General features: G+C 50.5%; 19 protein-coding genes and 1 tRNA gene. 15 read left to right on the forward strand and 5 right to left on the reverse strand.

Annotated features, from left to right (window positions below; genetic code table 11):
* The first annotated feature begins 27 nt into the window (after positions 1-27).
* The 15 genes from WES_RS05325 (at position 28) to WES_RS23760 (ending at position 17,319) form a co-directional block, all read left to right on the forward strand.
* Positions 28-459 (forward strand): carboxymuconolactone decarboxylase family protein, encoded by a 432-nt coding sequence (locus WES_RS05325; RefSeq protein ID WP_016159584.1) that lies wholly within the window; start codon positions 28-30, stop codon positions 457-459.
* Between the two features lie 208 nt (positions 460-667).
* Positions 668-913: a glutaredoxin-like protein NrdH gene (gene nrdH / locus WES_RS05320; RefSeq protein ID WP_000028864.1), complete on the forward strand. Its 246-nt coding sequence runs from the start codon at positions 668-670 to the stop codon at positions 911-913.
* Positions 910-1,320, forward strand: a complete 411-nt coding sequence (gene nrdI / locus WES_RS05315) for a class Ib ribonucleoside-diphosphate reductase assembly flavoprotein NrdI (RefSeq protein WP_016159585.1) — start codon at positions 910-912, stop codon at positions 1,318-1,320. The genes nrdH and nrdI overlap by 4 nt, the downstream gene beginning before the upstream one ends.
* Positions 1,293-3,437, forward strand: a complete 2,145-nt coding sequence (gene nrdE, locus WES_RS05310) for a class 1b ribonucleoside-diphosphate reductase subunit alpha (protein WP_016159586.1) — start codon at positions 1,293-1,295, stop codon at positions 3,435-3,437. Before nrdI ends, nrdE begins: the two co-directional genes overlap by 28 nt.
* Positions 3,438-3,446: 9 nt before the next feature.
* Positions 3,447-4,406 (forward strand): class 1b ribonucleoside-diphosphate reductase subunit beta, encoded by a 960-nt coding sequence (gene nrdF, locus WES_RS05305; RefSeq protein ID WP_016159587.1) that lies wholly within the window; start codon positions 3,447-3,449, stop codon positions 4,404-4,406.
* A gap of 355 nt (positions 4,407-4,761) precedes the next feature.
* Complete coding sequence (proV, locus tag WES_RS05300; protein ID WP_000985481.1) at positions 4,762-5,964, forward strand: glycine betaine/L-proline ABC transporter ATP-binding protein ProV; 1,203 nt, start codon at positions 4,762-4,764, stop codon at positions 5,962-5,964.
* Positions 5,957-7,021: a glycine betaine/L-proline ABC transporter permease ProW gene (gene proW / locus WES_RS05295; protein WP_000774968.1), complete on the forward strand. Its 1,065-nt coding sequence runs from the start codon at positions 5,957-5,959 to the stop codon at positions 7,019-7,021. The genes proV and proW overlap by 8 nt, the downstream gene beginning before the upstream one ends.
* Before the next feature lie 57 nt (positions 7,022-7,078).
* The gene (gene proX, locus WES_RS05290) at positions 7,079-8,071 is read left to right on the forward strand and encodes a glycine betaine/L-proline ABC transporter substrate-binding protein ProX (protein ID WP_001216525.1); all 993 of its coding nucleotides are present in this window, start codon (positions 7,079-7,081) and stop codon (positions 8,069-8,071) included.
* A 191-nt stretch (positions 8,072-8,262) separates the two neighbouring features.
* Positions 8,263-9,447 carry an MFS transporter gene (locus WES_RS05285; RefSeq protein WP_000165720.1) on the forward strand — a complete coding sequence of 395 codons (1,185 nt, stop codon included), beginning with the start codon at positions 8,263-8,265 and terminating at the stop codon, positions 9,445-9,447.
* Between the two features lie 123 nt (positions 9,448-9,570).
* Positions 9,571-10,308, forward strand: coding sequence for an L-valine exporter subunit YgaZ (gene ygaZ / locus WES_RS05280; protein WP_016159588.1), 738 nt, complete (start codon positions 9,571-9,573; stop codon positions 10,306-10,308).
* A complete protein-coding gene (gene ygaH, locus WES_RS05275; RefSeq protein WP_000119757.1) occupies positions 10,298-10,633 on the forward strand; it encodes an L-valine transporter subunit YgaH in 336 nt (111 codons plus the stop codon). Before ygaZ ends, ygaH begins: the two co-directional genes overlap by 11 nt.
* A gap of 90 nt (positions 10,634-10,723) precedes the next feature.
* On the forward strand, positions 10,724-11,254 hold the full coding sequence (gene emrR, locus WES_RS05270; protein WP_000378436.1) for a multidrug efflux transporter EmrAB transcriptional repressor EmrR: 531 nt from the start codon (positions 10,724-10,726) through the stop codon (positions 11,252-11,254).
* Between the two features lie 126 nt (positions 11,255-11,380).
* The gene (gene emrA / locus WES_RS05265) at positions 11,381-12,553 is read left to right on the forward strand and encodes a multidrug efflux MFS transporter periplasmic adaptor subunit EmrA (RefSeq protein WP_016159589.1); all 1,173 of its coding nucleotides are present in this window, start codon (positions 11,381-11,383) and stop codon (positions 12,551-12,553) included.
* A gap of 16 nt (positions 12,554-12,569) precedes the next feature.
* Entirely contained in the window at positions 12,570-14,108 is a 1,539-nt protein-coding gene (emrB, locus tag WES_RS05260; RefSeq protein WP_010350384.1) for a multidrug efflux MFS transporter permease subunit EmrB, read from the forward strand.
* A 619-nt stretch (positions 14,109-14,727) separates the two neighbouring features.
* On the forward strand, positions 14,728-17,319 hold the full coding sequence (locus tag WES_RS23760) for an autotransporter outer membrane beta-barrel domain-containing protein (protein WP_016235251.1): 2,592 nt from the start codon (positions 14,728-14,730) through the stop codon (positions 17,317-17,319).
* Positions 17,320-17,408: 89 nt separating this feature from the next.
* On the opposite strand, the gene luxS is transcribed toward WES_RS23760, so the two are convergent.
* The 5 genes from luxS to WES_RS05230 form a co-directional block, all read right to left on the reverse strand.
* On the reverse strand, positions 17,409-17,924 hold the full coding sequence (gene luxS / locus WES_RS05250; protein WP_001130203.1) for an S-ribosylhomocysteine lyase: 516 nt from the start codon (positions 17,922-17,924) through the stop codon (positions 17,409-17,411).
* Positions 17,925-18,073: 149 nt separating this feature from the next.
* Complete coding sequence (gene gshA / locus WES_RS05245) at positions 18,074-19,630, reverse strand: glutamate--cysteine ligase (protein WP_016159592.1); 1,557 nt, start codon at positions 19,628-19,630, stop codon at positions 18,074-18,076.
* 72 nt (positions 19,631-19,702) lie between these two features.
* Positions 19,703-20,131, reverse strand: coding sequence for a YqaA family protein (locus WES_RS05240; RefSeq protein WP_000004483.1), 429 nt, complete (start codon positions 20,129-20,131; stop codon positions 19,703-19,705).
* Positions 20,128-20,694 (reverse strand): fructose-1-phosphate/6-phosphogluconate phosphatase, encoded by a 567-nt coding sequence (gene yqaB / locus WES_RS05235; RefSeq protein WP_000273322.1) that lies wholly within the window; start codon positions 20,692-20,694, stop codon positions 20,128-20,130. The genes WES_RS05240 and yqaB overlap by 4 nt, the downstream gene beginning before the upstream one ends.
* A gap of 278 nt (positions 20,695-20,972) precedes the next feature.
* Positions 20,973-21,049, reverse strand: a tRNA-Arg gene (locus WES_RS05230).
* Positions 21,050-21,066: the final 17 nt, after the last annotated feature.

A 21,066-nucleotide genomic window follows, 5' to 3' on the forward strand; every position in this document is an offset into this window, starting at 1 on the left:
GCGGGCGTTAATAAGAGGAGAAACTGTATGACTACATTACGTCAGCCTTACTACGAACTTAGCCCGGCAGTGTATAGCGCGCTGGTGCAGGCCAAAACGGCGCTGGAAAATAGTGCGCTGGATACCACACTGATGGAGTTAGTTTATTTGCGCGTCTCGCAAATCAACGGCTGCGCATTTTGTCTGGAGATGCACAGTAAAGCATTACGCAAATCCAGTGTGCCACAGCACAAGCTGGACGCTCTTGCAGGCTGGCGGGTGAGCCATCATTTTGACGATCGCGAGCGGGCGGCGCTGGCATGGGCGGAATCGGTGACCGATATTGCCCGAACCCATGCAGAAGACGACGTTTATCAACCTCTGCTTGAATATTTCAGCGCAGCAGAGATCAGCGACCTGACTTTTGCCATCGGACTGATGAATTGCTTTAACCGCCTGGCCGTTTCCATGCGGATGTAATTTCCTGATGCCGGGTAATCACCCGGCTATAGAACACAAAACCCCCTACCCCGTTGAGCCACTCAACGGCGGTGAGATTTATCGAAATTTCCCATATCTTGTATGGTTGAATCTTTTTTCAACTACATCTAGTATCCCTGTATCAACAGAGAGACAACCCGACGCGTATCATCGCGCCGTATCTTCATTTTAAACGGAAATACGAATCATGAGCATTACTATTTACACTCGTAACGATTGCGTTCAGTGCCACGCCACCAAACGGGCGATGGAAAACCGGGGCTTTGATTTTGAAATGATTAATGTCGATCGCGTTCCTGAAGCGGCGGAAGCGTTGCGTGCTCAGGGCTTTCGTCAGTTGCCGGTAGTGATTGCAGGCGATCTTAGCTGGTCTGGTTTCCGCCCGGACATGATCAACCGTCTGCATCCAGCGCCACACGCGGCCAGTGCATGAGCCAGCTCGTCTACTTCTCCAGCAGCTCCGAAAATACGCAGCGTTTTATCGAACGTTTAGGGCTACCCGCCGTGCGCATTCCACTCAATGAGCGGGAACGGATCCAGGTAGACGAGCCTTACATCCTGATCGTGCCCTCTTACGGCGGTGGCGGTACGGCTGGCGCTGTGCCACGACAGGTGATTCGCTTTTTAAACGACGAGCATAACCGGGCGTTGCTTCGCGGCGTTATTGCTTCGGGTAATCGCAACTTTGGTGAGGCGTATGGTCGCGCCGGAGATGTAATTGCCCGGAAATGCGGTGTGCCGAGGCTGTACCGCTTTGAACTTATGGGTACGCAAAGCGATATCGAAAACGTTCGTAAAGGAGTAACAGAATTTTGGCAACGACAACCGCAGAATGCCTGACGCAGGAAACGATGGATTACCACGCTCTGAATGCGATGCTTAACCTTTACGATAGCGCAGGCCGCATTCAGTTCGATAAAGACAGCCAGGCCGTTGACGCCTTTATGGCGACGCATGTGCGTCCGAACAGTGTGACCTTCAGTAGCCAGCAGCAGCGCCTGAACTGGCTGGTCAACGAAGGTTACTATGATGAAAGCGTTCTTAATCGCTACTCTCGCGACTTTGTCATTACGCTGTTTGCCCACGCACACACCAGCGGTTTTCGTTTCCAGACATTCCTCGGGGCATGGAAGTTTTACACCAGCTATACGTTGAAGACATTCGACGGTAAACGTTATCTGGAAGATTTTGCCGATCGAGTAACGATGGTGGCGCTGACGCTGGCACAAGGCGATGAGACGCTGGCGTTGCAACTGACCGATGAAATGCTGTCAGGACGCTTTCAGCCAGCCACGCCAACATTCCTCAACTGCGGTAAGCAGCAGCGCGGCGAACTGGTTTCCTGTTTTTTGCTGCGTATTGAAGACAATATGGAGTCGATTGGTCGGGCGGTAAATTCCGCACTGCAACTGTCGAAACGCGGCGGCGGCGTAGCATTTTTGCTGTCGAATCTGCGGGAAGCGGGCGCGCCAATTAAACGTATTGAAAATCAATCTTCTGGCGTAATTCCGGTGATGAAAATGCTGGAAGACGCATTTTCCTATGCCAACCAACTCGGCGCTCGTCAGGGGGCTGGTGCAGTCTATTTACATGCTCATCATCCCGATATTCTGCGTTTTCTCGACACGAAACGGGAAAATGCCGACGAAAAAATCCGCATTAAAACGCTGTCGCTGGGCGTGGTGATCCCGGATATCACCTTCCATCTGGCGAAAGAGAATGCGCAGATGGCACTGTTTTCGCCTTATGACGTTGAGCGGGTTTACGGCAAGCCGTTTGCCGATATTGCCATCAGCGAACACTATGACGAACTGGTTGCCGACGAACGCATCCGCAAAAAATATATCAATGCGCGTGATTTCTTCCTGCGGCTGGCGGAGATCCAGTTTGAATCCGGCTATCCCTACATCATGTATGAAGACACGGTTAACCGTGCTAACCCTATTGCCGGACGCATAAATATGAGCAATCTTTGCTCAGAGATTTTGCAGGTTAACAGCGCCTCAGAGTATGACGAGAATCTCGACTATGCACGCACAGGCCATGATATTTCCTGCAATTTAGGTTCGTTGAATATTGCCCACACCATGGATTCCCCTGACTTTGCCCGCACGATAGAAACAGCCGTGCGCGGTCTGACGGCGGTGTCAGATATGAGTCATATCCGCAGCGTGCCGTCTATTGAGGCCGGAAATGCCGCCTCGCACGCCATCGGGCTGGGGCAGATGAATTTACACGGTTATCTGGCGCGGGAAGGCATCGCCTATGGTTCACCGGAAGCTCTGGATTTCACCAATTTCTATTTCTACACCATCACCTGGCACGCCCTGCGTACTTCAATGTTGCTGGCGCGCGAACGCGGTGAAACCTTTGCCGGGTTCAAACAGTCGCGCTATGCCAGCGGTGAATATTTTAGCCAATATCTGCAAGGTAACTGGCAGCCGAAAACGGCGAAAGTTGGCGAACTGTTTGCTCGTAGCGGTATCACATTACCTACTCGTGAAATGTGGGCAGAGTTACGCGACGACGTGATGCGCTACGGCATCTACAACCAGAACCTCCAGGCGGTGCCACCAACCGGTTCCATCTCTTATATCAACCATGCCACATCGAGTATTCATCCGATTGTGGCGAAAGTGGAGATCCGCAAAGAGGGCAAAACCGGGCGCGTTTACTACCCTGCCCCGTTTATGACGAATGAGAATCTGGCGCTGTATCAGGACGCTTACGAAATCGGCGCGGAAAAGATTATCGACACCTACGCCGAAGCGACACGCCATGTCGATCAGGGGCTGTCGCTGACGCTGTTTTTCCCCGATACCGCCACCACCCGCGATATCAACAAAGCGCAGATTTACGCCTGGCGTAAGGGAATCAAAACGCTCTATTACATTCGCCTGCGTCAGATGGCGCTGGAAGGTACTGAAATTGAAGGCTGCGTCTCCTGCGCGCTCTAAGGATTGCTTATGAAACTCTCACGTATCAGCGCCATCAACTGGAACAAGATTACTGATGATAAAGATCTGGAGGTGTGGAATCGCCTGACCAGTAATTTCTGGCTACCGGAAAAAGTGCCGCTGTCGAACGATATCCCCGCCTGGCAGACATTAAGCGCCGTAGAGCAACAACTGACGATGCGTGTTTTTACTGGCCTGACGCTGCTCGACACGCTGCAAAATGTTATCGGCGCACCCTCGCTGATGCCCGATGCGCTCACGCCCCATGAAGAGGCGGTATTATCGAATATCAGCTTTATGGAAGCGGTTCATGCCCGCTCTTACAGCTCGATTTTCTCGACGTTGTGCCAGACAAAAGATGTCGATGCCGCCTACGCCTGGAGTGAAGAAAACGCGCCGTTGCAGCGAAAAGCACAGATTATTCAGCAACATTATCGCGGCGATAATCCGCTGAAAAAGAAAATCGCCAGTGTCTTTCTGGAATCATTTTTGTTCTACTCCGGCTTCTGGCTGCCGATGTATTTTTCCAGTCGCGGTAAGCTGACCAATACCGCAGACCTGATCCGTCTGATTATCCGCGATGAAGCAGTGCACGGTTATTACATCGGTTATAAATATCAGAAAAACATGGAAAAAACCTCCCAGGCACAACGCGAAGAGTTAAAGAGTTTTGCCTTCGATTTGTTGCTGGAACTCTACGACAACGAACTGCAATACACCGATGAGCTGTACGCCGAAACCCCGTGGGCTGACGATGTAAAAGCGTTTCTCTGCTACAACGCTAATAAAGCATTAATGAATCTGGGGTACGAACCGCTTTTCCCGGCAGAAATGGCGGAAGTGAATCCGGCAATCCTCGCCGCGCTTTCGCCGAATGCCGATGAAAATCACGATTTCTTTTCCGGTTCTGGCTCCTCTTATGTGATGGGAAAAGCGGTCGAAACAGAAGACGAAGACTGGAATTTCTGACACGGTTATTTTAAAAAATATCATCAACCACAGCAGGGAAATAATTTCCATTAAGTAGCTTTTTATCACACAAGTATTTTGTGGTGATCTACACTGATACTCTGTTGCATTATTCGCCTGAAACTACAATATTCAGGAGTTTTTTCGCTATCTATAACAAAAAATATCAACTTTTCTCGATTTGCTCTCAGCCCTTATATCACGGGAAATTCCGGCAATTTGCTCACGTCAATATTCATGCCACATTTGCCCTCAGGGGTTGCCTCAGATTCTCAGTATGTTAGGGTAGAAAAAAGTGACTATTTCCATCGGGTAATATATCGACATAAACAAATAACAGGAATCTTTCTATTGCATGGCAATTAAATTAGAAATTAAAAATCTTTATAAAATATTTGGGGAGCATCCACAGAGAGCTTTCAAATATATCGAACAAGGACTTTCAAAAGAACAAATTCTGGAAAAAACAGGGCTATCGCTTGGCGTAAAAGACGCCAGTCTGGCCATTGAAGAAGGCGAGATATTTGTCATCATGGGATTATCCGGTTCGGGTAAATCCACAATGGTACGCCTTCTCAATCGCCTGATTGAACCCACCCGTGGACAAGTACTAATTGACGGTGTGGATATTGCCAAAATATCCGACGCCGAACTCCGTGAGGTGCGCAGAAAAAAGATTGCGATGGTCTTCCAGTCCTTTGCCTTAATGCCGCATATGACCGTGCTGGACAATACTGCGTTTGGTATGGAATTGGCCGGAATTAATGCCGAAGAACGCCGGGAAAAAGCCATTGATGCACTGCGTCAGGTCGGGCTGGAAAATTATGCCCACAGCTACCCGGATGAACTCTCTGGCGGGATGCGTCAACGTGTGGGATTAGCCCGCGCGTTAGCCATCAATCCGGATATTTTATTAATGGACGAAGCCTTCTCGGCGCTCGATCCACTAATTCGCACCGAGATGCAGGATGAGCTGGTAAAATTACAGGCGAAACATCAGCGCACCATTGTATTTATTTCTCACGATCTCGACGAAGCTATGCGTATTGGCGACAGAATTGCCATTATGCAAAATGGTGAAGTCGTTCAGGTCGGTACACCGGATGAAATTCTCAATAATCCGGCGAATGATTATGTCCGTACCTTCTTCCGTGGTGTTGATATTAGCCAGGTGTTCAGCGCAAAAGATATTGCCCGCCGCAGCCCTAATGGCTTAATTCGTAAAACGCCCGGTTTCGGCCCGCGTTCGGCACTGAAATTATTGCAGGATGAAGACCGCGAATATGGTTACGTCATCGAACGCGGTAATAAGTTTGTCGGCGCAGTCTCTATCGATTCGTTAAAAGCAGCATTAACACAGCAGCAAGGTCTTGATGCGGCGCTGATTGATGCGCCGTTAGCGGTCGATGCGCAAACGCCTCTTAGCGAGTTGCTCTCTCATGTCGGACAGGCGCCCTGTGCGGTGCCCGTGGTCGACGAGGACCAACAGTATGTCGGCATCATTTCGAAAGGAATGTTGCTGCGCGCTTTAGATCGTGAGGGGGTAAACAATGGCTGATCAAAACAATCCGTGGGATACCACGCCAGCGGCGGACAGCGCCGCACAATCCGCAGACGCCTGGGGTACACCGGCTCCTGCACCAACTGATGGCGGTGGCGCTGACTGGCTGACCAGTACGCCTGCGCCAAACGTCGAGCATTTTAATATTCTCGATCCGTTCCATAAGACGCTGATCCCGCTCGACAGTTGGGTAACCGAAGGGATCGACTGGGTAGTCACCCATTTCCGTCCCCTCTTCCAGGGCGTGCGTGTTCCGGTGGATTACATCCTCAACGGTTTCCAGCAACTGCTGCTGGGTATGCCCGCACCTGTGGCGATTATCGTTTTCGCTCTAATCGCCTGGCAGATTTCCGGCGTCGGTATGGGCGTTGCGGCATTAGTTTCACTGATTGCTATCGGCGCGATTGGCGCATGGTCGCAAGCAATGGTCACCCTGGCGCTGGTATTAACCGCCCTGCTGTTCTGTATCGTCATTGGTCTGCCGCTGGGGATCTGGCTGGCGAGAAGTCCGCGAGCAGCGAAAATAATCCGTCCACTGCTTGATGCCATGCAGACTACGCCCGCGTTTGTTTATCTGGTGCCAATCGTCATGCTGTTTGGTATCGGCAACGTGCCGGGCGTAGTGGTGACCATCATCTTTGCTCTGCCGCCGATTATCCGTCTGACCATTCTGGGGATTAATCAGGTTCCGGCGGATCTGATTGAAGCCTCGCGCTCATTCGGTGCCAGCCCGCGCCAGATGCTGTTCAAAGTTCAGTTACCGCTGGCGATGCCGACCATTATGGCGGGCGTCAACCAGACGCTGATGCTGGCGCTTTCTATGGTGGTCATTGCCTCGATGATTGCCGTCGGTGGGCTGGGTCAGATGGTTCTGCGCGGTATCGGTCGTCTGGATATGGGGCTTGCCACCGTTGGCGGCGTCGGGATTGTGATCCTCGCCATTATCCTCGATCGCCTGACGCAGGCCGTTGGGCGCGACTCACGCAGTCGCGGCAACCGTCGCTGGTACACCACTGGCCCTGTTGGTCTGCTGACCCGCCCATTCATTAAGTAACTCTGCACTTGCCCGGTGACGCCGGGCATTATCACCCTGCCAAAAAAAGGAATAACAATGCGACATAGCGTACTTTTTGCGACAGCGTTTGCCACGCTTATCTCTACACAAACTTTTGCTGCCGATCTGCCGGGCAAAGGCATTACCGTTAATCCGGTTCAAAGCACCATCACTGAAGAAACTTTCCAGACGCTGCTGGTCAGCCGTGCGCTGGAGAAATTAGGTTATACCGTCAATAAACCCAGCGAAGTGGATTACAACGTTGGCTACACCTCGCTTGCTTCCGGCGATGCGACCTTTACCGCAGTGAACTGGACGCCGCTGCATGACAACATGTACGAAGCTGCCGGTGGCGATAAGAAATTTTATCGTGAAGGGGTATTTGTTAACGGCGCGGCACAGGGTTACCTGATCGATAAGAAAACCGCCGACCAGTACAAAATCACCAACATCGCACAATTGAAAGATCCGAAGATCGCCAAACTGTTTGATACCAATGGCGATGGCAAAGCGGATTTAACCGGCTGTAACCCCGGCTGGGGCTGCGAAGGTGCCATTAATCACCAGCTTGCTGCGTATGAACTGACCAACACCGTGACGCATAATCAGGGGAACTACGCAGCGATGATGGCCGACACCATCAGTCGCTACAAAGAGGGCAAACCGGTGTTTTATTACACCTGGACGCCGTACTGGGTGAGTAATGAGCTGAAGCCAGGGAAAGATGTGGTCTGGTTGCAGGTGCCGTTCTCCGCACTGCCGGGCGATAAAAATGCTGACACTAAACTGCCGAATGGCGCAAATTACGGCTTCCCGGTCAGCACCATGCATATCGTTGCCAACAAAGCCTGGGCCGAGAAAAACCCGGCGGCAGCGAAACTGTTTGCCATTATGCAGTTACCGGTTGCGGACATTAACGCCCAGAACGCCATTATGCATGACGGCAAGGCCTCAGAAGGCGATATTCAGGGTCACGTTGATGGCTGGATCAAAGCCCACCAGCAGCAGTTCGATGGCTGGGTAAATGAGGCGCTGGCAGCGCAGAAGTAATTTTTATTCGGGCGGATAAGGCGTTTTCGCCGCATCCGCCTTCTGTGCACAATGCCTGATGCGACGCTGGCGTCGTCTTATCATGCCTACAAATCACACCGCACATTTCAACAATCAATCTTTCACCCCACATCCATAAACATCCGCTATTATTGCTTTTCAGACTAATCATCACCTGATAAACAACAATAATGACTAAACCCAATCACGAGCTTAGCCCGGCGCTGATCGTGCTGATGTCGATCGCCACCGGTCTGGCGGTCGCCAGCAACTATTACGCCCAGCCATTGCTCGACACCATCGCGCGTAACTTTTCCCTTTCTGCCAGTTCGGCGGGCTTTATTGTCACCGCCGCGCAGCTAGGTTATGCCGCCGGTCTGCTATTTCTAGTTCCACTGGGTGATATGTTTGAACGCCGCAGGCTGATCGTCTCAATGACCTTACTGGCAGCCGGTGGCATGTTAATCACTGCCAGCAGTCAGTCACTGGCGATGATGATCCTCGGTACGGCATTAACGGGTTTATTCTCGGTCGTGGCACAAATTCTGGTTCCGCTGGCGGCAACACTGGCCTCACCAGAAAAACGCGGCAAGGTGGTTGGCACTATTATGAGCGGCCTGCTACTGGGCATTTTGCTGGCGCGTACCGTTGCCGGGTTGCTGGCAAATCTCGGCGGCTGGCGCACCGTTTTCTGGGTCGCAGCAGTATTAATGGCGCTAATGGCGCTGGCGTTGTGGCGCGGCCTGCCGCAGATGAAATCTGAGACGCACCTCAACTACCCACAGTTGTTAGGTTCCGTTTTCAGCATGTTTATCAGCGATAAGATCCTGCGCACCCGCGCGGTGCTGGGCTGCCTGACCTTTGCTAACTTCAGCATTCTGTGGACATCAATGGCCTTTTTGCTTGCCGCACCGCCTTTTAACTACAGCGATGGAACGATTGGTCTGTTTGGCCTTGCAGGAGCCGCTGGGGCGCTGGGCGCACGTCCGGCAGGTGGTTTTGCCGATAAGGGTCAATCGCACCTGACAACAACTTTCGGCCTACTGCTGCTGTTGCTCTCATGGCTGGCGATCTGGTTTGGTCACACTTCCGTGCTGGCGCTGATTATCGGCATCCTGGTACTGGATCTCACCGTACAGGGCGTGCATATCACCAATCAAACCGTGATTTATCGTATTTATCCTGATGCACGTAATCGTCTGACCGCAGGCTATATGACCAGTTACTTTATTGGCGGTGCCGCCGGTTCACTGATTTCGGCCTCTGCCTGGCAACATGCCGGTTGGGCTGGCGTTTGTCTGGCTGGTGCGACGATTGCCCTGGTTAATCTGTTAGTCTGGTGGCGAGGTTTTCATCGTCAGGAAGCCGCTATTTAGACAATCAGCAACCGTTTTCGTGGCTTTACACTTATAAGGGTGTTAAGAAGCCCATCAGTCTGATAAGGTTAAGATATTCATTCAGTCTATTTATAATTTTAACAGTCGTTAAGCGTACACTCTATGGTAAGCCCTACTCCTCTGCCTGCTTCTGGTTCGGCGACCTTCATGGAAGGATGCAAAGACAGTTTACCGATTGTTATTAGTTATATTCCGGTGGCCTTTGCTTTCGGTCTGAATGCGACCCGTCTGGGATTCTCTCCTCTCGAAAGCGTTTTTTTCTCCTGCATCATTTATGCAGGCGCGAGTCAGTTCGTCATTACCACGATGCTGGCAGCCGGGAGTAGTTTATGGGTCGCTGCGCTGACCGTCATGGCAATGGATGTTCGCCATGTTCTGTATGGCCCATCGTTGCGTAGCCGCATTGTTCAGCGTCTGCAAAAATCGAAAACTGCATTGTGGACGTTTGGCCTGACGGATGAAGTTTTTGCCGCAGCAACGGCAAAGCTGGTGCGCAATAATCGCCGCTGGAGCGAGAACTGGATGATTGGCATTGCCTTCAGTTCATGGTCATCGTGGGTATTTGGTACGGTTATAGGGGCATTCTCCGGCAGCGGTTTGCTGCAAGGTTATCCAGCCGTTGAAGCAGCATTAGGCTTTATGCTACCGGCGCTCTTTATGAGTTTTCTGCTCGCCTCTTTCCAGCGCAAACAATCCCTTTGCGTTACCGCAGCGTTAATCGGCGCCCTTGCGGGCGTAACGCTATTTTCTATCCCCGTCGCCATTCTGGCAGGCATTGTCTGTGGCTGCCTCACTGCGCTAATTCAGGCATTCTGGCAAGGAGCGCCCGATGAGCTATGAGGTTCTGCTGCTTGGGTTACTGGTTGGCGCGGTTAATTACTGCTTTCGCTATTTGCCGCTGCGCCTGCGTGTGGGTAATGCCCGCCCAACCAAACGTGGTGCGGTGGGTATTTTGCTCGACACCATTGGCATAGCCTCGATTTGTGCTCTGCTGGTTGTCTCTACCGCACCAGAAGTGATGCACGATACACGTCGTTTCGTGCCCACGCTGGTCGGCTTTGCGGTACTGGGTGCCAGTTTCTATAAAACACGCAGCATTATCGTCCCGACACTGCTAAGTGCGCTGGCCTACGGGCTCGCCTGGAAAGTGATGGCGATTATATAACCCACAAGAATCATTTTTCTAAAACAATACATTTACTTTATTTGTCACTGTCGTTACTATATCGGCTGAAATTAATGAGGTCATACCCAAATGGATAGTTCGTTTACGCCCATTGAACAAATGCTAAAATTTCGCGCCAGCCGCCACGAAGATTTTCCTTACCAGGAAATCCTTCTGACCCGTCTTTGTATGCATATGCAGAGCAAGCTGCTGGAGAACCGCAATAAAATGCTGAAGGCTCAGGGGATTAACGAGACGTTGTTTATGGCGTTGATTACGCTGGAGTCTCAGGAAAACCACAGTATTCAGCCTTCTGAATTAAGTTGTGCTCTTGGATCATCCCGTACCAATGCGACGCGTATTGCCGATGAACTGGAAAAACGCGGTTGGATCGAGCGTCGTGAAAGCGATAACGATCGCCGCTGTCTGCATCTGCAATTAACGGAAAAAGGTCACGAGTTTTTGCGCGAGGTTTTACCGCCGCAGCATAACTGCCTGCATCAACTCTGGTCCGCACTCAGCACTAGCGAAAAAGATCAGCTTGAGCAAATCACCCGCAAGTTGCTCTCCCGTCTCGACCAGATGGAACAAGACGGCATGGTCCTCGAAGCGATGAGCTAACGCGTCATCTCGCTCAAAAATCCAGATTTATAAAAGAAAAACTGACCGGCCAGCATCGCAACGTGCTGGCCTTTTTGGCAAGCAGGTCGGCTCAGCCGATGAGTTAAGAAGATCGTGGAGAACAATATGAGCGCAAATGCGGAGACTCAAAACCCGCAGCAACCGGTAAAGAAGAGCGGCAAACGTAAGCGTCTGCTCCTCCTTCTCACCTTGCTCTTTATCATTATTGCCGTAGCGATAGGAATTTATTGGTTTTTGGTACTGCGTCATTTTGAAGAGACCGATGACGCATACGTGGCAGGGAATCAGATTCAAATTATGTCTCAGGTGTCAGGCAGCGTGACGAAAGTCTGGGCCGATAACACCGATTTTGTAAAAGAAGGCGATGTGCTGGTCACTCTCGACCCGACTGATGCTCGCCAGGCGTTTGAAAAAGCCAAAACTGCACTGGCTTCCAGCGTTCGTCAAACCCACCAGCTGATGATTAACAGCAAGCAGTTGCAGGCGAATATTGAGGTGCAGAAAATCGCCCTCGCTAAAGCACAGAGCGACTACAACCGCCGTGTGCCGCTGGGCAATGCCAACCTGATTGGTCGTGAAGAACTGCAACACGCCCGCGATGCCGTCACCAGCGCCCAGGCGCAACTGGATGTCGCCATTCAACAATACAATGCTAATCAGGCGATGATTCTGGGAACTAAACTGGAAGATCAGCCTGCCGTGCAACAGGCCGCAACTGAAGTACGTAATGCCTGGCTGGCGCTGGAACGTACCCGTATTGTCAGCCCAATGACCGGTTATGTCTCCCGCCGAGCCGTACAGCCTGGTGCGCAAATTAGCCCAACAACGCCGCTGATGGCGGTCGTTCCGGCGACCAATATGTGGGTGGATGCCAACTTTAAAGAGACGCAGATTGCCAATATGCGCATCGGTCAGCCGGTCACTATTACCACTGATATTTACGGCGATGATGTGAAATACACCGGTAAAGTGGTCGGTCTGGATATGGGTACGGGTAGCGCGTTCTCGCTGCTTCCGGCGCAAAACGCCACCGGTAACTGGATCAAAGTCGTTCAGCGTCTGCCTGTTCGTATTGAACTGGATCAGAAACAGCTGGAGCAATACCCACTGCGCATCGGTTTGTCCACGCTGGTGAGTGTCAATACCACTAACCGTGACGGTCAGGTACTGGCAAACAAAGTACGTTCTATGCCGGTAGCGGTAAGCACTGCGCGTGAAATCAGCCTGGCACCTGTCAATAAACTGATCGACGATATCGTAAAAGCTAACGCTGGCTAATCCAGAGGTGCGTGTGATGCAACAGCAAAAACCGCTGGAAGGCGCGCAACTGGTCATTATGACCATTGCGCTGTCACTGGCGACATTCATGCAGGTGCTGGACTCCACCATTGCTAACGTGGCGATCCCTACTATCGCCGGAAACCTGGGCTCATCGCTCAGCCAGGGAACGTGGGTGATCACCTCCTTCGGGGTGGCAAACGCCATCTCGATCCCCCTTACCGGCTGGCTGGCAAAGCGCGTCGGGGAAGTGAAGCTGTTCCTCTGGTCAACCATCGCCTTTGCTATTGCTTCGTGGGCGTGTGGTGTCTCCAGCAGCCTGAATATGCTGATCTTCTTCCGCGTGATTCAGGGGATTGTCGCCGGGCCGTTAATCCCGCTTTCGCAAAGTCTATTACTGAATAACTACCCGCCTGCCAAACGCTCGATCGCGCTGGCGTTGTGGTCGATGACGGTAATTGTCGCGCCAATTTGCGGCCCAATCCTCGGCGGTTATATCAGTGACAATTACCACTGGGGCTGGATATTCTTCATCAACGTGCCAATTGGCGTGGCGGTGGTGTTGATGACACTGCAAACCCTGCGCGGACGCGAAACCCGCACAGAAAGGCGGCGAATTGATGCTGTGGGGCTGGCACTGCTGGTGATTGGTATCGGCAGTCTGCAGATTATGCTCGACCGGGGTAAAGAGCTGGACTGGTTCTCATCACAGGAAATTATCGTCCTCACCGTGGTGGCAGTGGTGGCTATCAGCTTCCTCATTGTCTGGGAGCTGACCGACGATAACCCGATAGTCGATCTGTCACTGTTTAAGTCGCGCAACTTCACTATTGGCTGCTTGTGTATCAGCCTCGCGTATATGCTCTACTTCGGCGCTATTGTTCTGTTGCCGCAGTTGTTGCAGGAGGTATACGGCTACACGGCAACCTGGGCAGGGCTGGCGTCTGCGCCGGTAGGGATTATTCCGGTGATCCTGTCGCCGATTATTGGTCGTTTTGCGCATAAACTGGATATGCGTCGGCTGGTAACCTTCAGCTTTATTATGTATGCCGTTTGCTTTTACTGGCGTGCTTATACTTTTGAACCGGGTATGGATTTTGGTGCATCGGCCTGGCCGCAGTTTATCCAGGGCTTCGCGGTGGCCTGCTTCTTTATGCCGCTGACCACCATTACGCTCTCTGGTTTGCCACCGGAACGACTGGCAGCGGCGTCGAGTCTCTCCAACTTTACGCGAACGCTGGCGGGTTCTATCGGCACGTCCATTACGACGACTATGTGGACTAACCGCGAGTCGCTGCACCATGCGCAGTTGACCGAATCAGTGAACCCATATAACCCGAACGCCCAGGCGATGTACCATCAACTGGAAGGACTGGGAATGACGCAACAGCAGGCTTCCGGCTGGATTGCCCAGCAGATCACCAATCAGGGGCTGATTATTTCCGCCAATGAGATCTTCTGGATGTCAGCCGGGATATTCCTCGTCCTGCTGGGGCTGGTGTGGTTTGCCAGGCCGCCATTTGGTGCAGGTGGTGGCGGAGGCGGTGCGCACTAACGTTGTCAAAGGGAGCTGCGGCTCCCTTTTTCTTTGCTTATTCTGTAAACGTTTTTTATCAGCGCCAAATGATGCCATTATTCAGGATTGCTTAATAAACAGTTGAGTAATCAGGAAAAATAGACAGAAAAATAAAACATATTTATATCTTTCCTAATAATGGTGTATTTTATCTCATATTTTGAATACATTTCATCGATGTACGACAACTATATTTTTTGATAAAAATCCTGGTGTTTTTCATCTCTAAAAAGATGTGTAAACAATAAACATGAAACTAATTCATTACTATTATTAAATTCAAAACAAATCGACAACAAACATCTCGATGATTTTTCTCATTTTTCTTTTTATCATTTTTTACCAATTAAGATATTTAAAGATTTTTACTACAGAAGACTATGCAACTTATTTTTCAGCGCAACGCCTAAACCATCAAAATAAATTAATATCAAATTAATCATAAGTTAAACTGATTTATAAACATTGGTTTCACGCACTACTCTTCATTTGATAGAACAGTAACCTGTTCCAAAGACGTTAAAATCTATTTTTTTACGTAGTTACTGTGAGTTGATTATTTATCTAAAATTAAATCATAAGGATGAGAAGGAACTTTATGAATATCAAAAAGCATCCCTTGTCAACGCTGGCAATAGCTATTTCGACCGTGTTATCAATACCAGTTTCCCAGGCATGGACACCACCAACCACTATCAACAGCGATGTGACAATCAATAATAATGATGTCGTAACCTTATCTTCATCAGAAAATAACTCACCAGTATGGGATCAATTTCGTTATCTTAATGTTGGAACAACAAGTGAAGGAACGTTGAATATAGATGGGCGGGATCTGACTACTTCTAAAATCGTCATAGGTAATGCGACGTCAGGGACAATAAAATTAGAAAATAACTCTCATCTGACACTTAGCCATGCGTCGCCTAACCAACGTGATATTTATTTAGGAACCAATGGCGGCTCAGGAACCTTAATGGTCCTTAGCGGCAGTACTATCACCGATTTAAATGAATTCAGAATTGGTGAATTTAATTACCAGGCGCAGGGACAGGTCGTTATTGACGGTGAGGGGTCATCCGTTGCCGCACGGTATGTGATGGTAGGCGATCAGGGGACGGGTAAACTCGAAATCACTCATGGCGGTCATCTTACCTCATCGGTTGATATGATCATTGGCTTTAATGGAAATATGGAGAATTTTCAGGGAACGGGATACGGCGAAACCCTGGTTGATGGTGACAATTCTTCATTAGCCGTGAATGAGTTTATCTCCCTTGGGGGATTGGGCTCATTGCTGAACGATGCAAAAGGTATTCTTACCGTTAGTAATAATGCCACGGTCAGCGCGAATCAATTTATCTGGCTTGGAATGGACGAAACCAGCACCGGTATTCTAAACATTGGTGGAGCGCAGGGAGAAGCCGAACAGAAAGCGGGAACAATCAAGACGCCGATTATCCATATGGGAAGCGATGTCGGGAATAGTACTGCCCAGATTAATTTCAACCATTCCAGCGAAGATTTTATCCTGGCGGCAGATATCGTTGGCAAAGGCGAGGTTAACCAGGCGGGTTCCGGAGTCACTACTTTAACTGGCGCAAATACTTATTCTGGTCAAACAAATATTAGTAAAGGCACCCTGCGCGCCGGTATCAACGATACCTTTAGCCCGAACTCCAGTTATGCCGTCTCCAGTGGAGGAAATATCGATTTAGACGGTTTTTCACAAACCTTAAATGCGCTGGATTTGGCAGGTACGGCAACGCTATCATCCTCAAAAAATGGCAACAATTTGACGCCTGCCACACTCACCATCAATGGCAATTACACCGCTAATAACGGTTTGTTAGTTATGCGTACCGAACTCGGCGATGATAATTCCACGACCGATAAATTAATTGTAAAAGGCAACACGTCTGGTCATACCCGTGTGAGTGTTCACAATGCCGGTGGTCAGGGCGCCGATACGCTTGAAGGTATCCGCATTGTTGAAATAACGGGGGCATCTGAGGGGACGTTTAGTAAAGAAGGCCGTATTGTTGCCGGAGCCTATGATTATAACGTGACGAAAAGTGACGATCAGAACTGGTACTTAACCAGTGAAACCCCACTTATACCACCTGTTGACCCTGTAATTCCCGATACACCTTCACCTTACACGCCTTCGCCTTACACACCCGCTTCACCTGAACCGCAGCCGGAAAGAAAGCATCAGTATCGCCCGGAGATTGGCAGCTATCTGGCCAATATTCAGGCGGCAAATACGCTGTTTAATACCCGACTGCATGACCGTCTGGGGGAAACACAATACACCGACCTGCTGACCGGCGAGCAGAAAGTGACCAGCCTGTGGTTACGTAACATTGGCGGGCATAACCGCTTTAAGGATCGCTCGGATGAACTGAACACCCAGAGCAACCGTTATGTTCTGCAACTTGGCGGCGATATTACGCAATGGAGCAGTAATGCTCTCGATCGCTGGCATCTCGGCCTGATGGCTGGCTATGCCAACAGTAAGAGTCACACACATTCCAACCTGACCGGGTACAACTCACGCGGGCAAATCGACGGCTACAGTGTTGGCGTGTATGGCACCTGGTACGCTAACGAAGCAGATAAAACAGGGACTTATGTTGATAGCTGGTTGCTCTATAACTGGTTTGATAACACCGTTTCCGGTGAGTATCTGCCCAGTGAAAAATATCACTCTGACGGTATCACCGCCGCCATTGAAGCGGGTTATACCTTCCGTCTTGGTGAAAGCTCAGATGCCCGCACCAGCTACTGGTTGCAGCCTAAAATGCAACTGACGTGGATGGATGTGAAGGCAGACAATCATACTGAAGACAATGGCACTCTGGTTGAGGACAGCACCGAAGGTAACCTGCAAACGCGTCTGGGGGTGAAAGCGTACCTGCAAGGTCATAATGCTATTGATGATCATAAAGCGCGTTCCTTCCAGCCTTTCGTGGAAACCAACTGGATTTATAACTCCCGCAATTACAGCGTGAAGATGGATGGCATCAGCGATGAAATCATCGGCACGCGTAACATCGGCGAGTTAAAAGTTGGGGTGGAAGGTCAGCTTAATCCGCGTCTGCAACTGTGGGGCAACGTCGCCCAGCAGTTGGGGGACAATGGTTACAGCGATACCCAGGGAATGCTGGGCATGAAATATCTCTTTTAATGCCACTTTGCCGCCCGTCACGTACGGGTGGCGCACATCAGGCAAGCCGGACAGTGATATCACCGCCCGGCTTCTTCTGCTTAAACGGACTAGATGTGCAGTTCCTGCAACTTCTCTTTCGGCAGCGCCAGCTCCTCGTTGCTGTTGATACGCACGTCGCGTTCCAGAATGTTACGTGCAATATCCTGTGCTTCCTGCAATGAGTGCATCTGGAAAGTACCGCACTGGTAGACATTCAGTTCCGGGATCTGATTTTGATCCTTCACTTTCAGCACATCTTCCATTGCCGCCTTCCAGGCATCAGCAACACGTTGCTCATCTGGCGTACCAATCAGACTCATATAGAAACCGGTGCGGCAACCCATTGGTGAGATATCAATAATCTCAACGCCGTTGCCGTTAAGATGGTTGCGCATAAAACCAGCAAACAGATGCTCCAGGGTATGGATACCTTTTTCTGGCATTACTTCTTTGTTCGGCACGCAGAAACGCAGATCGAACACGGTGATTGCATCGCCATGCGGGGTGTTCATTGTTTTCGCCACCCGAACTGCAGGCGCTTCCATCCGGGTATGATCGACTGTGAAGCTATCTAACAACGGCATTTAGCCACCTCCGGTAATTTTTTTTAAAATATTCTGAACTCTTTGTTCCCAGGCGAGTCTGAGTATATGAAAGACGCGCATTTGTTATCATCATCCCTGAATTCAGAGATGAAATTTTGGCCACTCACGAGTGGCCTTTTTCTTTTCTGTCAGCTGTGTTTTTCCAGCCACACCTTGAACGACTCGGTATCTGCGGCTTCCATTTCCTGCTGACGGCGTTTAGACGCTTCGCGCTCGGCAATAAAATCGTCTTCACGCAGAATTTCCAGCGGCTCTTCACGTAACAAATTGCGATAAGCCTCACCGAACGCTTTGCCAGTTCCGCCAATGCCAGTATCAATCATAGACCGTAAGATACGGGCGGAGAAAGTCAGATCGGGATTATCAAAGCAGGCCACCAGTTCATCACACACTTTCTGATACGCTTCGCCGCCGTTAATGCTGTCCAGCGTTTGCGCGACGCGCTTCAGATCGCGGAACAGATCTTTGCCCACCTGCGGCAACGGGAATTGCGCAGTTTCACAGCCAATTCCCAGCGTCAGCCCCGGCTTACGTCCTTCGAGGATCACCCGGTTCCAGTTGACGCGTGTACAGGCAAGTTCACTACTGCTCATTTCCGGCGCATCAGCCAGCGCACACCAGACCATAAACAGGTCGAGGAAACGCACCTGCTGCTCATCAACACCAATCGGCGAGAATGGGTTGATATCCAGCGAACGCACTTCGATATATTCAATGCCGCCGCGTAACAGCGCATCAGAAGGCGACTCGCCGCTGCGAGTAACGCGTTTCGGACGAATCGGCGCATACAGCTCGTTTTCAATCTGCAGCACGTTGCTGTTGATTTGCAGCCGCTTGCCGTCTTTCTCAAGACCAATCTTCGCGTACTCTTCCGACGGCGTTTTAATTGCCCGCTTCAGACCCGCTACATACTCGTAGAGATCATTAAAAGTAATACCAAGATTACTTTGCGATTTATTGGTATAGCCCAGATCGCTCAAGCGTAGCGATGTCGCATACGGCAGGTAATACATGCCGCATTCGGTTTTCTCAAACGGCAGAGACGTCGGTTTACCTTGCAGGAAAGAAGAACAAATTGCCGGAGAAGCACCAAACAGGTACGGGATCACCCAACCGAAGCGATAGTAGTTACGAATAGCGCGGAAGTAGCCCGCAGAGATTTTCTCTTTGGCGTCGGCGCCCGAGATATCACCACACTGCGCCTGCCAGAATGCCATTGGTAACGAGAAGTTGTAGTGTACGCCGGAGATGGTTTGCATCAGCGCGCCATAGCGATTTTTCAGCCCTTCACGGTACAGCGTTTTAAAGCGCCCTGTATTGGAAGTGCCATACTGCGCCAGTTCGATATCCTGACCTTCCGCGATGTAACATGGCATACTTAACGGCCACATCCGCTCATCGCCAATATTACGTGCGGTATAGCGATGCAAATCGCGCATAAAGGCCAGCATATGCTCAATATCGCCATCGACCGGCGTAATGAACTCCAGCAACGCTTCGGCAAAATCGGTGGTGATCCATTTATGCGTCAGTGCGGAACCTAATGCTTCAGGATGACCGGTTGTTGCCAGAGTGCCATCTGGATTAACACGCAAAGTTTCGCGCTCAAGACCACGCTGTATCCCCTTTAATGCCTGAGGATGTTTTTCCAGCCAGGCCAGCGCCTGTGATACGTCCGGGATCAAATTGACCTCCCGCCTGTCAAAATCGTTTTAATTAGCATAACTGTAATGGTGGCCATGTGTGCAGGCCTACAATTAGTGCCACCACATCATGCCCTGAACGGTGGCTGCTGCAACCGCAACATAGCGCAACGCTTTACCAAGGCACAAAAAAAAGATTACTGGTCCCCACGAGATGCGCATCCATCCCGCTAACAGACACAGTAAGTCGCCAATCACTGGCATCCAGCTTAATAAGAGTGTGACTGCGCCATAGCGTTTCAGCCAGCCAATGGCTTTTTCTTGCCAGCGCGATCTTTTGCGCAATGGAAAGAAACGCCCAAGGATAACGTTAGTTAACCCTCCAAGGCTATTACCCATTGTTGCTGTTAATACTAAAACCCAGGGATGACTCACCCCAGAAAGTAACATTGCGACCAGCACAACTTCCGAATTGCCGGGTAATAGTGTAGCGCTGAGAAAACTACTGGCAAACAACGAGAAGAGCGACAGCGACTCACTCACAGCAAGCGAACATCCACGGCGTCCATCCCTGCGGCGCGAGCGGCCTGTATACCAAAATCGGCATCTTCAAAGACAACGCAATGCGTTGGTTGCACGCCCATACGCTGCGCACACAGCAAAAACGTGTCTGGTGCAGGTTTATGGTGTTTGACGTGATCGGCAGCAATGACTACATCGAAATAACGACGTAATCCGAGGTGCGTTAGCAGCGCCTCAGCGATGGCGCTTTCACTCCCCGTACCGACAGCCATTGGGCGACGACCGTGCCAGCTTTTCACCACTTCAACAAGGGGAAGCGGTTCGACGCTATCGAGCAACATGCTTCTTACGGCATCGGTTTTCTCGCGGGCTAATGCATGGGGATCGAGATCGGCCTGATTCAGCTCAATGATCGCCTGGGCTATACGCCAGGTGGGCGAGCCATTAAGCGCAATCATGGCCTGTACATCGTACTGAAGACCGTAGCGTCCTAATACTTCACGCCACGCTTTACGGTGCGTGGGTTCTGTATCCAGGATTGTGCCATCCATATCAAAAATTAAACCTGCATAACGCTCGTACATTGTCTTCTCGCAAGTCGAAAAATATGACGCTACTTTAGCGTAATTGCTTGATTTTGTCGCCGATGCGAAGGGGAAGATTATTCAGGATATGGATAAAATAGTTATTTAGAAATGAGATGTTTTTGGAGGAAATTTTTGGAGAATATGGTGCATCCGGGAGGATGACTCACTGGCGTTCGCCCTTCGGGCCGTTGCTAGCGCAACGTTATCCTCCCTGCTGCCTGCGGTTAATACCGCTATCTCTTCGATACCTTCATTGCTGAAGGTTACGGAGAATATGGTGCATCCGGGAGGATTCGAACCTCCGACCGCTCGGTTCGTAGCCGAGTACTCTATCCAGCTGAGCTACGGATGCATCGGGAAAATTTATTT

Origin of the sequence: Escherichia sp. KTE31, from assembly GCF_000407925.1 — a bacterium.
GTDB lineage: Bacteria > Pseudomonadota > Gammaproteobacteria > Enterobacterales > Enterobacteriaceae > Escherichia > Escherichia ruysiae.

Coding starts and splice junctions, on each gene's coding strand:
- luxS (WP_001130203.1), bottom strand. CDS start 17,924: ATGCCGTTGTTAGATAGCTTCACAGTCGATCATACCCGGATGGAAGCG.
- yqaB (WP_000273322.1), bottom strand. CDS start 20,694: ATGTACGAGCGTTATGCAGGTTTAATTTTTGATATGGATGGCACAATC.
- proX (WP_001216525.1), top strand. CDS start 7,079: ATGCGACATAGCGTACTTTTTGCGACAGCGTTTGCCACGCTTATCTCT.
- emrA (WP_016159589.1), top strand. CDS start 11,381: ATGAGCGCAAATGCGGAGACTCAAAACCCGCAGCAACCGGTAAAGAAG.
- proW (WP_000774968.1), top strand. CDS start 5,957: ATGGCTGATCAAAACAATCCGTGGGATACCACGCCAGCGGCGGACAGC.
- WES_RS05285 (WP_000165720.1), top strand. CDS start 8,263: ATGACTAAACCCAATCACGAGCTTAGCCCGGCGCTGATCGTGCTGATG.
- WES_RS23760 (WP_016235251.1), top strand. CDS start 14,728: ATGAATATCAAAAAGCATCCCTTGTCAACGCTGGCAATAGCTATTTCG.
- nrdF (WP_016159587.1), top strand. CDS start 3,447: ATGAAACTCTCACGTATCAGCGCCATCAACTGGAACAAGATTACTGAT.
- ygaZ (WP_016159588.1), top strand. CDS start 9,571: ATGGTAAGCCCTACTCCTCTGCCTGCTTCTGGTTCGGCGACCTTCATG.
- emrB (WP_010350384.1), top strand. CDS start 12,570: ATGCAACAGCAAAAACCGCTGGAAGGCGCGCAACTGGTCATTATGACC.
- ygaH (WP_000119757.1), top strand. CDS start 10,298: ATGAGCTATGAGGTTCTGCTGCTTGGGTTACTGGTTGGCGCGGTTAAT.
- WES_RS05325 (WP_016159584.1), top strand. CDS start 28: ATGACTACATTACGTCAGCCTTACTACGAACTTAGCCCGGCAGTGTAT.
- emrR (WP_000378436.1), top strand. CDS start 10,724: ATGGATAGTTCGTTTACGCCCATTGAACAAATGCTAAAATTTCGCGCC.
- proV (WP_000985481.1), top strand. CDS start 4,762: ATGGCAATTAAATTAGAAATTAAAAATCTTTATAAAATATTTGGGGAG.
- nrdH (WP_000028864.1), top strand. CDS start 668: ATGAGCATTACTATTTACACTCGTAACGATTGCGTTCAGTGCCACGCC.
- nrdI (WP_016159585.1), top strand. CDS start 910: ATGAGCCAGCTCGTCTACTTCTCCAGCAGCTCCGAAAATACGCAGCGT.